We start from the raw sequence: 14,365 nt of genomic DNA, 5'->3' as shown, positions 1-14,365 counted from the left end.
TTTTCGGAAAAATATAGAAAAGGCAAGTGGTGAATTTACGGGTTTAAAAGGGATATTAAAGGAGAATACAAAATGAAAATTTCAAAAAAAGACGCTTTAATGTGGTTTGAATTTTTCTCGGCCTTACCGGAGGATGAAGAATTTTTGGCAAAACAGCAGGAAATTATTTACGCCACTTTTGCGCAAATTGAGGCGGCCATTGATGATAGAAATGATAAACTAATGTCTGAAATCAGCGGTTTGAAAACTTTTGGGAACAGAACTTATTTTGTTGGAAATGAAAAAAACTTTCCTGGCGGATGTCGCTCCTGTCTTTTCGGCACAGGCTTGAGTGCAATCAGGAAAACCAACAAATGTAATTTGGAGTGTAAATTTTGCTACAATTATGGTGAGTTGGATGATGTTCCGCCCATTGGTGAAGGAATGTGGGAAATCGGCGGAACAAAATTTTACGAAAAAGATATCGATTTGCTTCTTTCCATTCAGCAAAAACCTACGGGCATTTCTTATGTTTATTTAGAGCCATATATGGAAATTGAAAAATATTATTTCATCATAAAGAAATTTAGAGCTGCGGGAATTCATCAGCATCTTTACACAAATGGTACTTTGGCTACAGAGGAAACATTGAAGGCTTTAGGGGAAGCTGGCCTTGACGAGATTCGTTTTAACCTTGGCGCCTCAAATTGTGCAGATAAGGTGATTGAAAATATAGGAATAGCAAAAAAATACATTAAGCATGTGGGCATTGAAACGCCCATGACCCCTGAGTTTTTTGATGCTTTCTTTATGAAAAAGCAAGCGATTTTTGATACAAAGCTGGATTTTATTAATTGTGCGGAATTGCATTTAAATGCAAACAATATAGACAATTATTTTGGGGAAAACATGTATATTTCCAGACACGGCTACATTTCGCCTGTTTGGAGTAGAGAATTAACGCTGAAATTCATGAAAATAGCAGATAACGAAAATTGGGATTTTGTTGTGCATGATTGTTCAAATCATACAAAATTTGCAAGAAGTCTGAATTTAAGCAGCAAAGAGGGGCGATGGTTCGGCGCCAGCAATTATGCCTGCGAGTTTTCCAGGATACCCTGCGAAGTATTTTTACCCATACTGCATGATAATAATTTTAAATTTTTATGGGAAGAGGAGCTGCCCATGGGCTATCAGCCTGGGGAGTTGATGTTTTAGGGGCTTCATAACTGTTTGTTTTGGGATAGCCATGATTTTATCATCATTCCCTATGAACTGCCCATGGGAATATCAACGCTGAGTGGCAAAGAATGGGTGGATCATGTATTAGAGGGCAAGGCTTGATAAAAATTTCTGATGATATGCTATATTCATGATGGTCATGGCGATCTCATACAGCTGGCTAATATCAACGGGGATGTTATTAAGGTCTTTATAGGATGTATTTGGAATAGTAGCGGTTGAAGAATTACGGAAACAACAGAGCTTGATCGCCTATTTCGGTGTTGTGGGAAGTATTTCGATAATTGAACACGTTGATTTTTTATATACAGGAGGTAATTGAATGCTGATTGGAGGACTTCAAAAACTGTCCTTGCTGGATTATCCGGATCGAACATGTTGTACAATTTTTACGATTGGATGTAACTTTAGGTGCCCCTTTTGCCACAATGCAACTATCATACAGGATAAATATGAGGGACCAAAGATTTTGGAAAAGGAAATTTTATTATTTTTAGAAAAACGGAAAAACCTTTTGGATGGTGTTTGCATTACCGGAGGTGAGCCTCTTTTGCAAAAAGGACTGGAAGCTTTTATTGGTGAAATTAAGGCCCTTGGTTTTGCCGTAAAGCTGGATACGAATGGAAGCTTTCCGGAACGCTTACAGGAACTTATCCATAATAAGTTGGTAGATTATGTAGCCATGGATATTAAAAATGCACCAGATAAATATGGACAAACCATTGGTGTAAAAAACTATGACATTTCACCCATAAAACAAAGTATTTCTATTTTGCTGTCGAATGTAGTGCCTTACGAATTTCGCACAACTGTGGTGCGAGAATTGCATACGGACGAGGATATGTTTGCTCTGGCACAGTGGATTAAGGGGACGCAAAATTATTATATTCAAAATTTCGTAAATTCCAATGATGTTTTGGCGAGGGGTATGAGTAGTTATTCAAAGGATGAATTGCAAGCTTTACTTGATTTAATTCACCCTCTTATCCCAACAGCTAGGCTTCGCGGAGTATAACAAAAAAGCATAGATTGTGGCGTTGTCGAAAAAAACCACAACATATTGTAATTTTCTATTGAGGGATTGGTATATCTGTGCTACAATGATAAAAAAATAATTGGGGTGGGAAAAATGTATAAAGTAATTAAACGAGATGGTCAGATTGCTGAATTCGACTTAATCAAAATCAGTAAGGCGATAACGAAAGCTTTTGAAGCCCAAGATAAGCAATATCATCCGCAAACCATAGATTTTTTGTCACTTAAGGTAACAGCTGATTTTGAACCTAAAATTGTGGATGGTCTTATTTCCGTGGAGGATATTCAAGATAGCGTAGAAAATGTTCTGATCAAAAGCGGCTATGCAGATGTGGCAAAGGCGTTTATTTTATATAGAAAGCAGCACGAAAAGATGCGTAATATGAAGTCTACCATCCTAGATTTCAAGGAAACGGTGGACAGCTATTTAAATGTAACCGATTGGCGAGTGAAAGAAAACTCTACAGTTACTTATTCCGTAGGCGGATTGATTCTCAGTAATTCCGGTGCGATTACGGCGAACTATTGGCTGAGCGAAATTTATGATTCGGAAATAGCGAAGGCACATCGGGATGCGGATATTCATCTGCACGATCTTTCCATGCTGACAGGTTATTGTGCCGGATGGAGTCTGAAGCAGCTGATTCAAGATGGGCTGGGAGGTATTCCCGGGAAAATAACTTCTTCTCCTGCCAGTCACTTGGCAACGCTTTGCAATCAGATGGTCAATTTCCTTGGTATTATGCAAAACGAGTGGGCAGGAGCACAGGCTTTTTCCTCTTTTGATACCTATTTGGCACCTTTTATTAAGGTGGACAACCTTTCCTATGATGCTGCAAAAAAATGCATTGAAAGCTTTATTTATGGGGTAAATACACCTTCACGCTGGGGAACACAAGCGCCATTTTCCAATATTACCTTGGATTGGGTTGTGCCCAACGACCTTGCGGAGTTGCCGGCGATTATCGGCGGCGAGGAAATGAATTTTAAATATAAGGATTGCCAAAAAGAAATGGATATGGTGAATAAAGCCTTCATTGAAATTATGCTCGAGGGTGATGCCAATGGGCGTGGCTTCCAGTATCCTATCCCAACCTATTCCATCACAAGAGATTTTGACTGGAGCGATACGGAAAATAATCGCCTTTTATTTGAAATGGCGGCAAAATATGGTACTCCTTATTTTTCAAATTATATTAATAGCGAGATGGAGCCAAGCGACGTACGGAGTATGTGCTGCCGTTTGCGTTTGGATTTACGAGAGCTGCGGAAAAAATCAGGCGGTTTTTTCGGAAGCGGCGAAAGTACGGGTTCCATTGGTGTTGTTACGATTAATTTGCCCCGCATTGCATATTTGGCAAAGGATGAAGCTGATTTTTATAACCGCCTTGATCGGATGATGGATATTGCGGCAAGAAGTCTTAAAATAAAGCGAAATGTGGTTACAAGGTTGCTGGAGGAAGGACTTTATCCGTATACCAGGCGCTACCTAGGCACCTTTAACAGCCATTTTTCTACCATCGGTTTGATTGGGATGAATGAAGCAACCCTCAATGCCAAATGGATAAAAGAGGATATCTCACATCCAACGGCACATGCCTTTGGCAGAGAAGTGTTGAATCATATGCGTGAACGCCTTTCTGACTATCAGGAGGAATACGGCGATTTATACAATCTGGAGGCAACTCCTGCGGAGAGTACAACCTTCCGTTTGGCGAAGCATGACGTGAAGCGTTATCCGGATATTATTACCGCAGCGAAAGGGGGAGAAGCACCGTATTATACAAATTCATCTCATCTGCCCGTAGGCTATACAGATGATATTTTTGAAGCCCTGGATATTCAGGATGATTTGCAGACCCTTTATACCTCCGGTACGGTGTTTCATGCGTTTGTAGGGGAAAAGCTTCCGGGATGGAAGGCAGCTGCAACGCTGGTAAGAAAAATTGCAGAGAACTATACCCTGCCGTATTATACGCTTTCTCCAACTTATTCCATCTGCAAAAACCACGGATATATCAACGGAGAACAATATGTTTGCGAAAAATGTGGCGCAGCAACAGAGGTATATAGCAGAATTACTGGCTATTATCGCCCTGTGCAAAACTGGAATGAAGGCAAGACCCAGGAATTTAAGGATCGAAAGCTATATGATTTAGAAAAAAATCCTATTTTGAAAAATATGGCTGTTAATAATGACAGTCAACCCGAAATTTGTGCGGCTGAAAAACAAAATGTTTCTGCGGCGGATAACATCATGCTCTTTACCACAAAAACCTGCGCAAACTGCAATATGGTAAAAGCTTTTCTTGAGCAGGCAAATATTACTTATGAAATTGTGCAAGCAGAAGAAAATACTGACTTGGTTGAAAAGTATGAAATAAGAAGTGTGCCTGCTTTGGTTGTCCAAAATGGTTTGGAGTACAGTTTATATGTGAACGCCTCTAATATAAAGAATTTTATTGAAGGTTATTCAATTTTGGTATAAAAAAGGGGTTCTCCAATTTGTTCTTATCACCAGCGGTGCAAAAACATAGCCGGTTAAAAATACAGAGAAATTAAAAGGGATGCATTTTGTTGAAGTGCCCCCAAAAAGTTAGACAAATCTTTAAGAAAAATATTGTTTAAGCAGCCGAAAGGGCTTGTTGTCTGTGGAGTGCAGGCGGCAAGCCCTTTCGCTTTGCCTTGCTGCGCCGATTGTTGTAATAATCCATGTATACTGCGTTGAAAATGCCCAACAGAACAGCTACATCCATGCAAACTGCAATTGCCACACGCTATAATACATTGCCCAAGAGTGCCTCAAGACTGGCACAACAGACCGTGGCAAAGAGTTTGCCTGTTGCACAAATACTGAGGAACGACTCGGTTTAACCCTTTATTTTGCCAATGCTTATTCTTTATGGCAACGTAGTAGCAATGAAAATTCTAATGGTCTGCTGCGAGAATTTTATCCAAAAAAACCAATCTGGCTTTGGTGAACCAAGAGGATTTAACCCACAAGTTGTTTCTTATTAACGCCAAACCTCGTAAGTGCCTTGGCTGGAAATCAGCAATTCAGGTTTTTCTACACGAAATGGCGCACTTGACTTGACAATTCATCACTTAATAAAATCTCCGTGTCTTACTCGATTTAAAAGGTTAATTTTCCGTTTAAAGCATTCCCAGCCTTCTTTTGTTTAATACAGTGCCACCTCGCTTATCGCTGTGGGCTCCAGATGATTTTTTTATGTCCTACAATATAAACGAGGATTGGCTTTTAATCAAACAAAATTTTCAATTTATAATAAAAAGATTTTATAGAAATAAATATTTAAAGGATATAAAGAAGGCTGCAAAGTATTGACTTAAACGATTTTAGATTAAAAAGCTTGGCGCTATTGCTAAGGGTTTCCTTAAAAAAGGTCTATTTATGATTTTTAAAGAAAACAAAATAGTGTTGTCAAATTAACTGATATAATCATCAAAAAAGTTGCTCGATTATCAACTAATTTAACAACTAAATTTTTTTTTATTAGGCAATACAACTAAAATATTACTAAAAAAATATAGCAAATTAACCAATAATTGGAATGTTTTTTGGTAAAACTTGACTTTAGAATTTTAGTGTGATACCATAAAAATAACTTAAACGGAACGTTGTTCCTTCTAGAGGAATGGAAAGTGTTTTTATAAATTTTTATAATTCTATTTGTATTACACAAGCATGTTTCGCAAGAAATGGGATGCATTTCGGTAAAGGATAGGTTGTAAGAGAAAACATATATTTTGTAAAAGAAACGAAAAGAAATACCATGATTTAGAAGGATTTGTAAAAAAATAAAATTTGGAAGTATGGACATAGGAATAATAATTGATTTAAAATAATTGTGTTGTTTAAATAAAAAAACATAATTATTTTTGGAGGGAAATTGATGGCTGGAGAAACGATGCAGTCTGTAGAGCGTTTATTTATTGTGGTGGAGGCGATGGCACAAAAAGAAACGGTAGGGGTACGAGAGTTAAAAACAATTACCGGTTTAAATACCACTACAATACACCGTATACTATCTTCGCTGCTTGAGCTGGGGTATGTAATACAAAATCATGAAACGGATAAATATATGTTGACCTATAAATGGACGGCATTGGGTAACGCCGTGTATAAGAAAAATGCAATGGTACAGTTGGTGCATCCATATTTAAAGGAATTGGCGGAAAGAATCGGAGATACGGTACACTTTGCCGAGCGTGTGGGAAACAATATTCGTTACATTGATAAAATTACACCAAGCTCTGGGATATTTGCCATTGGATCCTTTGTTGGAATGGAATTACCAATACCAAATACAGGGTTAGGAAAGGCAATGCTTTCCCAACTGCCGGATGAAGATGTGAATCGCATTTGGGAAGAGCGGGAGAAGGTTGTCTATACAGACAAAACGATTCAGGACGTAAATATTTTAAAAAGAGAGCTGCATGAGGCAAGAGAAACGGGATTTGCCTATGATAGAGAAGAAAGAGAAGTAGGAATTTTTTGTATTGCTACAAACATACCTGATTTTAACGGTGGCGTTCGTTATGCCTTAAGTGTTTCTGCTTCGGCGGGAAATATGACGGAAGATAACTTAACCCGCATTAAGGGACTGCTTTTGGAGGGCAAGAAAGAATTGATGCGTTTGATGGGAAGAAAGGAATAGTATTTTTAAGGTAGAAAAAGGGGTTGTAAGCATGAATTTTGCGTTACAAGGAAAGGTTGCAATCGTCACAGGTGCCCGAACAGGCATTGGCAAGGCAATTGCCATAGAGCTTGCCAAATCCGGCGCAAATATTGTGGGGGTTGGGAGTAGCTCTTTGGAAGAAATAAGAGAAGAAATCGAAGGGTTTGGTGTTGGTTTTTTACCCATACAAGCAGATTTGACAAAGCCTAGTCAAGCTTTGTTTCAAGAAATTTTACAAAAGACTTTGGATCAGTTTTCCCAGGTTGATATGTTAATAAATAATGCAGGAATTATCCGTAGAGAGGATGCTTTGGCCTTTTCGGAAAAAGATTGGGATGACGTAATGAATATCAATGCCAAGACGGTATTTTTCCTTTCCCAAGCAGTTGCCGGTCAATTTATAAAACAAGGCGGGGGAGGAAAGATTGTCAATATTGCTTCCATGCTTTCTTATCAAGGGGGCATTCGCGTTCCATCTTATACCACAAGCAAGAGTGGCGTTATGGGGCTTACCAGGCTTTTGGCAAATGAGTGGGCGAAATACAATATCAATGTAAACGCAGTGGCACCTGGTTATATTGCAACGGAGAATACCAGAGCCTTGCGTGAGGATGCTGCACGGTCTCACGAAATTTTGGGTAGGATTCCTGCCGGACGGTGGGGAGAGCCCAGCGATATAAGCGGAGCAGTTGCTTTTCTTTGCTCCAGCGCCGCAAACTATATTCATGGCTTTACTTTAGCTGTAGACGGGGGCTGGCTGGCAAGATAATTTCTTCTCTAGGAGAGAGGATAAAGTTTGGGTTAAAAGAGATAATTCCGCACAAACCAAAGACTTTGTGTTTGTGCGTAATTATATAGAATGAAAAATGAAAACAGGAGGAGAGTAAGTATGAAAAAATTTTTGAAAAGAACAATCGGTATTGCTTTATCCATGACATTGGTGGCAAGCTTGGCAGCTTGTGGAACCAAGGCTAGTGACGCAAATGCCGATGCTGGTTCTCAAGAGCCGGCTGCTGTTGATTTCTCTAAGGAATCTGTAACGGCAATTGTACCTTATGATGCAGGTGGCGGTACAGACACAGTTATGAGAGCTTTGGCTGATGCTGCAAAAGGCTCCTTTAAAAACATTACAGTTGAAAACCGTTCCGGCGCAGGTGGTGCAACGGGCATGCTTGCAGGTGCAAATGCAGCTGCGGATGGCAAGACGATCACCATGACAACTGTTGAATTGACAACTTTGGAAGCCATGGGCACAAATGCAGGTTTAACCTATTCTCAGTTTAAACCGATTATGATGGTAAATTCTGCTGCATCTGCAATTACAGTAAAGGCAGACGATACAAGATTTAATACATTAGAAGATGTGCTTGAATACAGTAAATCAAATGGATTTCAAATGGGTAACTCCGGTAATGGTGCAATTTGGCACTTGGCTGCAGCCGGCTTGGCAAAGGCAGCTGACACACAGTTTACACACGTTGGTTACGACGGTGCTGCAGGTGCAATTACGGACTTGTTGGGTGGACATATTGACGGCGTAGCAGTTTCTTATGCAGAAGTTGCAAACTATGTTGCAAGCGGAGATTTGAAAGTATTGGCAGTTCTGAGCGACAATAGATTAGAAGCAATTCCTGATGTACCCACAGCAAAAGAATCAGGTTATGATGTAGTGCTTGGTACATGGAGAGGCTTGGCTGTTCCTGCCGCAACACCTCAAGAAGTTGTTGACGAATTATACAGAATTTTTTCTGAAGCAGCACAATCCGAAGATTTTGTTACATTTATGAATAACTCCAACAACGTAATTGAAATCATGGATGGTCCCTCTTACGAAGCTCGTATGGCGAAGGATTTGGAAACATATACAGCTTTGATTGAAGATCTTGGACTGAAGGTACAATAATTTTTCTGAAAGAACTTTAAATTTTACGAAAGATTAAAAATGGGGAGGTGAAAACCTCCCTTTTTTCAAAGAAATTCCGAGAAATGTTCACTGTTTTGGGGTTTCCGATAATTAAGAAAGGACGTAGATTTATGAAAAAAGGCAATATAGTTTTTTCTTTGATATGTATTGTGCTGGGCTTATATATAATAATTGTTACAATGGGATATCCGAAAGCGGCAGTATATGGCACCGGTGTACCGGGCCCGGGGATGTGGCCGGGAATTATTGCAGGGTGTTTGGTAGTTGTTTCTATGGTTTTACTGATTAAGTCAATTCGAATGCCAAAAGAAGTCGCAGAAAAAGTGTCTGAGAGAATGAATGGCAGCAAACGAGTTTTGATTACCATGATAGGACTTGTGGCTTATGTTGCATTGTTAAATATATTAGGATTTATCATTTCTACTGTAGTTATGTTATTTGCATTTATACAATGGTTTTCTAGGGGGAAAATTTGGGAAAGCATGTTGATTTCTGTAGTGACAACGCTTTTTATTTACTGCGTTTTCCGATTCCTATTAAATGTGCCGGTTAACTTTGGCTTGTTTTATTTTTAATTGATAAAAGAGAGAAAGGGTGAACATTATGCTCATACAGGTTTTACAATCGGCACTGGAACCCATGGTGCTGCTATATATGGCACTTGGTGTAGCGGCGGGCATTTGTATTGGTGCCTTACCCGGTTTGACAGCAACCATGGGGGTAGCCTTGCTTTTACCACTCACCTTCGGTATGGATGCCGAATCAGGTATTTTGATGTTGTTGGGGATTTATGTGGGGGCAATTTATGGCGGTTCTATTTCTGCAATTTTATTGCATACACCGGGAACACCTGCATCGGCTGCAACAGCCATTGATGGTTATGAGTTTTCAAAAAGAGGAGAAGCAGGGAGAGCTTTGGGGATTTCAACTATATCCAGCTATATTGGCGGCTTGGTCAGTGTACTTTGTTTATGGTTAATCAGTCCGCAGCTGGCAAAATTGGCTTTGAAATTTAGTTCCGCTGAATTTTTTTTGCTTGCATTTTTTGGCCTTTGCATCATCGCCAACATCTCTGGCAAGGACATGGAAAAAGGCTTGATTTGCGGGTTATTAGGTATTTTAGTTGCAACAATCGGCATTGATAGTGTAACAAGCTATATTCGTTTTTCTCATAATGTTAATTTATTATCCGGTGTGCCTTATATTCCCGTAATGATTGGCTTGTTTGCTATGAGTCAAGGGTTTGAATCCATTGAAACCATTTATGATAAGGATGAGGTTAACTGTAAAGTAACGAAAATTTTGCCGCATAAAGAAGATTGGAAGGTAATTTTAAGGACGGCGCCGATTACCGGCTTAATTGGGACTTTTATTGGAATTATTCCCGGCGCTGGAGCAGATATTGGTTCCTTTGTAGGATATAACACGGCAAGAAGCTTATCCAAAACACCGGAGGAGTTTGGAAAGGGTTCTCCTGAGGCGGTAGCGGCTTCGGAAGGCGGTAACAACGGGGTAACGGGTGGTGCCATGATTCCTATGCTGACATTAGGCGTTCCTGGAGACGCAGTTGCGGCGATTATGATTGGGGCTTTAACCATCCAAGGGTTAACGCCAGGCCCTATGCTCTTTCAAAACAATAAGGTTTTGGTATACACTATCTTTTTTGGAATGTTTATTGCAAACACCTTTATGCTGTTGATGGGCCTTAGCTGTATTCGATTATTTACAAAGGTTTTAAGTGTACCCAAAACCGTGTTGACACCTATTATTTTTGTGCTTTGTGTTATCGGAAGCTTTGCAATGAGAAACAATTTGTTTGACGTTGGTGTAATGTTGGTTTCCGGTATTGTTGGCTATTTATTAAGCAAAATAAAAGTTCCTACAAGTCCAGCCATTTTAGGCTTGATTTTAGGGCCTATGGCAGAGAAAAACTTTAGAACAGCCCTTTTAAAATCCGGCGGCAGCGTGAACGTATTTTTTAATACGCCCATTTGTTGGTTTTTCTTAATTTTGATTTTTATTACACTATTTGGGAAGCATATCAAAGGTTTTTTCCTGTCTTTCAATAAACAAAAGGGGTAATTTTTATGTATCACATTTATATGGATTCGGGAACGACGAACACAAAGGTGTTTTTAGTGAGAGAAGGCAGCTGTATAGATACCTTAATACTTCCCGTAGGTACAAAGGATTCTGCCATTTCGGGAAGCAACGAGATTTTATTGCAAGGGCTGAAAAAAGGTTACGATGATATATTAAAGCATAATGGGGTTTTGGATAGTTGGGTAACGCAAATTTGCTTATCAGGAATGGTAACAAACCCCTTTGGTATCATTGAAGTGCCGCATATTAGTACGCCGGTGGGTTATCAAAAACTTTGGGCAGAGAGATACTTGCATTTTGAACAGAAGTATTTTCAAAGGGAATTGGTGTTAATCCGTGGGGTGAAAACAGGGCAGCCAGATGAAACAGTTACAATGGAGAATATGGGAAAAATGAATAACGTGCGTGGCGAGGAAATGGAAGTGGTTGGGATGTTGTCAAAGGGCGTGCTTTCAGAAAATGAAACAGCTGTGATGATTTCCCCCGGTTCCCATACACATATGCTTTATATCAAGAGTGGTATGATTTCCGATATTGTTTCTAATTTTACCGGCGAGCTATATCATGCCATTCAAAAAGAAACAATTTTTGCCGGGGAATTGGTAAAAGAAGATATCCCTTTGGCGGCTCCTTCTGTTTTGGAAGGATATCATTTGCTAACCACCTATGGCTTGGCCCGAGCATTGTATATTGTTCATGGAACGAAGGTGTTTGGTGTTTGTGAAGACAAAACACGAAACGCTTTGTTAATGGGTTTGATTGTGGGTAGTGTCATAGAAATGCTGCAAAAAAAAATAGAATATGATTGGGCAGATGCAAAAAAAGCGGTGATTATTGGCGGAAAGCACTATATTGAGGCATATAAAATTTTAGGCAGTCATTATTTGCCTAATATGAAATGGATTGTAGAGCCTGTGGCTGAGGGCGAAAACTTTGGTTTACAGGGGTATTATAAGCTTTTGGAAGAAATGAAAAAAGGAGATGGCGTTCTTTGACAAAAACCATGGAAAAAATAATTGCGGGGAAGGTAATTGCCATTGTGCGAGGGATTTCAGAAAAGAATATCCTTCCAACGGTTCAAGCATTAAAGGATGGCGGCGTTACTTGTATCGAAGTAACATTTTCTATGTCAAGCGCTGGAAAGTCAGCGGAAACAGTGCATTCTATTAGAAAAATCAAGGAGCATTTTGGTGATGAAATTACCTTGGGGGCAGGAACGGTATTGACGCCTGAGGCAGTTGCTTTGGCAAAGGAAGCAGGAGCGACTTATATTATTTCTCCCAATATAGACGAAGCAGTGATTAAAGAAACAAAGAGATTGGGTCTGGTTTCCATTCCCGGAGCAGTAACTCCGTCGGAGGTTTACCAGGCGTATTGTTGGGGCGCAGATATTGTGAAGCTGTTCCCGGCGGCAAGCTTAGGTCTTGGCTATGTAAAAGCGGTTTTAGGGCCTTTGGATGGCATTCCTGTAGCCGCTGTAGGAGGAATTGATGCAACGAATTATCAGGCCTTTTTGAATGCTGGCTGTGTTGGCGTTGGCATTGGTGGAAATTTAGTGAATCAGAGGCTCATTGAAGCTGGTGATTTTCATGGAATTACAAAACTGGCTTTGGAATACGGATTAAAATAAGAGGAGGGAAGAGTGTATACTCGAAAGAAATGAATATTCAAAAAAGAATCGAAGAATTAAAAATTGTACCGGTTGTAAAGCTTGACCAGGCTGAGGATGCAAAACCACTGGCTGAGGCGCTCATTGCCGGTGGGCTGCCCATTGCCGAGGTGACTTTCCGCACAGAGGCGGCATATGAGTCAATCAAAATTATGTCTGAAATTCCCCAGATGCTGGTAGGTGCAGGAACGGTCATAAACGTGGAGCAGGCAAAGCTGGCAGTTGAGGCGGGAGCAAAATTTCTTGTTTCTCCCGGCTTTAGCGCTGAGGTTGTGGCGTACGCAAAGGAAAACAATATTCCCGTATTTCCGGGGGTTTGTACGCCTACGGAGGTAATGGCGGCTTTGGCAATGGGGCTTACGGTGTTAAAGTTTTTCCCTGCGGAAAACTATGGCGGACTCAATACGATCAAAGCCTTGACCGGGCCTTTTCCAAATATACGTATCATGCCTACAGGGGGAATTAACGAAAAGAACATTAAGGAATACTTGGCAAATCCAAAAATTATTGCCTGTGGCGGTAGCTGGATGGTGAAGGACACCTTAATAAAAGAAAAGAAATTTGATGAGATTGAAAAATTAACTGCATCGGCAGTTGCATTGGTACAAGGATGATTTGGGGAGGAAGATCAAATGAAAAAAGTAGTTACATTTGGTGAAATTATGTTAAGGCTTGCGCCGGAGGGATATTTGCGTTTTTCACAGGCCGAAAAGTATGGAGCAACCTACGGCGGCGGGGAAGCTAATGTGGCAGTTTCGTTAGCAAACTATGGTTTGGATGCGGCATTTGTTACAAAGCTTCCCAAGCATGAAATCGGTCAAGCCGGTGTAAACGCCCTTCGTAAATATGGCGTGGATACCAGTAAAATTGTCCGTGGCGGTGATAGAGTGGGGATTTATTTCTTGGAAAAAGGAGCATCCCAGCGTCCTTCTAAGGTGGTTTACGATAGAGCAAATTCTGCCATTTCACAAGCAAAAAGAGTAGATTTTGACTGGAATAACATTTTAGACGACGTGGAGTTTTTTCATTTTACTGGGATTACGCCTGCCTTAGGCGGTGAAGTGCCTGCCATTTGCGAAGATGCTTTGAAGGTGTGCAAGGAAAAAGGAATTATGGTTTCTTGCGATTTAAATTATCGTAAAAATCTTTGGACAAAAGCAGAAGCCAAGGAAACTATGTCCAAATTAATGCCCTATGTGGACGTATGTATTGCCAATGAGGAAGATGCTGCTGACGTTTTTGATATTCATGCAACGAATACAGATATTTCCTCTGGAAAGCTGAATTATGATGGATATAAAGAAGTAGCAAAAACGTTGGCAGAAACCTTTGGTTTCAAAAAGGTAGCCATTACGCTGCGTGGTTCTATTTCTGCGAACGACAACAATTGGGCGGCTATGCTTTATGATGGTAGTGAATTTTATTTTAGTAAAAATTATTTGGTTCACATTGTAGATCGCGTTGGCGGTGGCGACAGCTTTGGCGGTGGCTTGATTTATGCAATTTTAAACAATTTTTCTATGCAAGAAACCATTGAATTTGCTGTGGCGGCAAGCTGCTTAAAGCATTCTATTGAGGGCGATTTTAATATGGTTTCGGTAGATGAGGTATTGAAGTTAGCAAAGGGCGATGGTTCCGGTCGTGTCCAGCGCTAAATTAGTGGAAATAAACGGAAAATAATATGCTGATAAAACCTGTTTCAAGGAGTCCTTG

Annotated in this window: 13 protein-coding genes; 12 read left to right on the top strand and 1 reads right to left on the bottom strand. The window is 40.1% G+C overall.

Going from position 1 to position 14,365, the window contains the following annotated elements:
- Positions 1-72 precede the first annotated feature (72 nt).
- From CLNEO_RS07225 to CLNEO_RS07215, 3 genes are all read left to right on the top strand, one after another.
- On the top strand, positions 73-1,197 hold the full coding sequence (locus CLNEO_RS07225; RefSeq protein ID WP_066086571.1) for a radical SAM protein: 1,125 nt from the start codon (positions 73-75) through the stop codon (positions 1,195-1,197).
- A gap of 346 nt (positions 1,198-1,543) precedes the next feature.
- Positions 1,544-2,236 (top strand): anaerobic ribonucleoside-triphosphate reductase activating protein, encoded by a 693-nt coding sequence (locus CLNEO_RS07220; protein ID WP_066086568.1) that lies wholly within the window; start codon positions 1,544-1,546, stop codon positions 2,234-2,236.
- A 114-nt stretch (positions 2,237-2,350) separates the two neighbouring features.
- On the top strand, positions 2,351-4,744 hold the full coding sequence (locus tag CLNEO_RS07215; RefSeq protein ID WP_066086564.1) for a ribonucleoside triphosphate reductase: 2,394 nt from the start codon (positions 2,351-2,353) through the stop codon (positions 4,742-4,744).
- A gap of 136 nt (positions 4,745-4,880) precedes the next feature.
- Here CLNEO_RS07215 and CLNEO_RS15760 read toward each other — a convergent pair whose 3' ends face one another.
- Positions 4,881-5,030: an IS3 family transposase gene (locus CLNEO_RS15760; RefSeq protein ID WP_157723502.1), complete on the bottom strand. Its 150-nt coding sequence runs from the start codon at positions 5,028-5,030 to the stop codon at positions 4,881-4,883.
- Positions 5,031-6,170: 1,140 nt separating this feature from the next.
- Between CLNEO_RS15760 and CLNEO_RS07210 the strand changes: the two genes are divergently transcribed.
- The 9 genes from CLNEO_RS07210 to CLNEO_RS07170 all read left to right on the top strand — a co-directional run bounded on the left by CLNEO_RS07210 (position 6,171) and on the right by CLNEO_RS07170 (position 14,307).
- Complete coding sequence (locus CLNEO_RS07210; protein WP_066086561.1) at positions 6,171-6,935, top strand: IclR family transcriptional regulator; 765 nt, start codon at positions 6,171-6,173, stop codon at positions 6,933-6,935.
- A gap of 31 nt (positions 6,936-6,966) precedes the next feature.
- Positions 6,967-7,725, top strand: a complete 759-nt coding sequence (kduD, locus tag CLNEO_RS07205; protein ID WP_066086559.1) for a 2-dehydro-3-deoxy-D-gluconate 5-dehydrogenase KduD — start codon at positions 6,967-6,969, stop codon at positions 7,723-7,725.
- A 120-nt stretch (positions 7,726-7,845) separates the two neighbouring features.
- Entirely contained in the window at positions 7,846-8,859 is a 1,014-nt protein-coding gene (locus CLNEO_RS07200) for a tripartite tricarboxylate transporter substrate binding protein (protein ID WP_066086554.1), read from the top strand.
- Positions 8,860-8,990: 131 nt separating this feature from the next.
- Entirely contained in the window at positions 8,991-9,455 is a 465-nt protein-coding gene (locus CLNEO_RS07195; RefSeq protein WP_066086550.1) for a tripartite tricarboxylate transporter TctB family protein, read from the top strand.
- A 28-nt stretch (positions 9,456-9,483) separates the two neighbouring features.
- The gene (locus CLNEO_RS07190; protein ID WP_066086548.1) at positions 9,484-10,962 is read left to right on the top strand and encodes a tripartite tricarboxylate transporter permease; all 1,479 of its coding nucleotides are present in this window, start codon (positions 9,484-9,486) and stop codon (positions 10,960-10,962) included.
- 5 nt (positions 10,963-10,967) lie between these two features.
- On the top strand, positions 10,968-11,978 hold the full coding sequence (locus tag CLNEO_RS07185) for a 2-dehydro-3-deoxygalactonokinase (protein ID WP_066086545.1): 1,011 nt from the start codon (positions 10,968-10,970) through the stop codon (positions 11,976-11,978).
- On the top strand, positions 11,975-12,613 hold the full coding sequence (locus CLNEO_RS07180) for a bifunctional 4-hydroxy-2-oxoglutarate aldolase/2-dehydro-3-deoxy-phosphogluconate aldolase (RefSeq protein WP_242864181.1): 639 nt from the start codon (positions 11,975-11,977) through the stop codon (positions 12,611-12,613). Before CLNEO_RS07185 ends, CLNEO_RS07180 begins: the two co-directional genes overlap by 4 nt.
- A 29-nt stretch (positions 12,614-12,642) precedes the next feature.
- On the top strand, positions 12,643-13,266 hold the full coding sequence (locus tag CLNEO_RS07175) for a bifunctional 4-hydroxy-2-oxoglutarate aldolase/2-dehydro-3-deoxy-phosphogluconate aldolase (RefSeq protein WP_066086542.1): 624 nt from the start codon (positions 12,643-12,645) through the stop codon (positions 13,264-13,266).
- 18 nt (positions 13,267-13,284) lie between these two features.
- Positions 13,285-14,307, top strand: a complete 1,023-nt coding sequence (locus CLNEO_RS07170; protein WP_066086539.1) for a sugar kinase — start codon at positions 13,285-13,287, stop codon at positions 14,305-14,307.
- Positions 14,308-14,365 lie beyond the last annotated feature (58 nt).

Source organism: Anaerotignum neopropionicum (genome assembly GCF_001571775.1).
Lineage (GTDB): Bacteria > Bacillota > Clostridia > Lachnospirales > Anaerotignaceae > Chakrabartyella > Chakrabartyella neopropionicum.
The sequence above is the reverse complement of the archived record's forward strand: the minus strand, read 5'-3'. Positions and strand labels throughout refer to the sequence as shown.

Excerpts from the sequence above, each read along its gene's own strand:
- CLNEO_RS07170 (WP_066086539.1), top strand. The coding sequence starts at position 13,285 with ATGAAAAAAGTAGTTACATTTGGTGAAATTATGTTAAGGCTTGCGCCG.
- CLNEO_RS07175 (WP_066086542.1), top strand. The coding sequence starts at position 12,643 with ATGAATATTCAAAAAAGAATCGAAGAATTAAAAATTGTACCGGTTGTA.
- kduD (WP_066086559.1), top strand. The coding sequence starts at position 6,967 with ATGAATTTTGCGTTACAAGGAAAGGTTGCAATCGTCACAGGTGCCCGA.
- CLNEO_RS07200 (WP_066086554.1), top strand. The coding sequence starts at position 7,846 with ATGAAAAAATTTTTGAAAAGAACAATCGGTATTGCTTTATCCATGACA.
- CLNEO_RS07210 (WP_066086561.1), top strand. The coding sequence starts at position 6,171 with ATGGCTGGAGAAACGATGCAGTCTGTAGAGCGTTTATTTATTGTGGTG.
- CLNEO_RS07220 (WP_066086568.1), top strand. The coding sequence starts at position 1,544 with ATGCTGATTGGAGGACTTCAAAAACTGTCCTTGCTGGATTATCCGGAT.
- CLNEO_RS07185 (WP_066086545.1), top strand. The coding sequence starts at position 10,968 with ATGTATCACATTTATATGGATTCGGGAACGACGAACACAAAGGTGTTT.
- CLNEO_RS07195 (WP_066086550.1), top strand. The coding sequence starts at position 8,991 with ATGAAAAAAGGCAATATAGTTTTTTCTTTGATATGTATTGTGCTGGGC.
- CLNEO_RS07225 (WP_066086571.1), top strand. The coding sequence starts at position 73 with ATGAAAATTTCAAAAAAAGACGCTTTAATGTGGTTTGAATTTTTCTCG.
- CLNEO_RS07190 (WP_066086548.1), top strand. The coding sequence starts at position 9,484 with ATGCTCATACAGGTTTTACAATCGGCACTGGAACCCATGGTGCTGCTA.
- CLNEO_RS07215 (WP_066086564.1), top strand. The coding sequence starts at position 2,351 with ATGTATAAAGTAATTAAACGAGATGGTCAGATTGCTGAATTCGACTTA.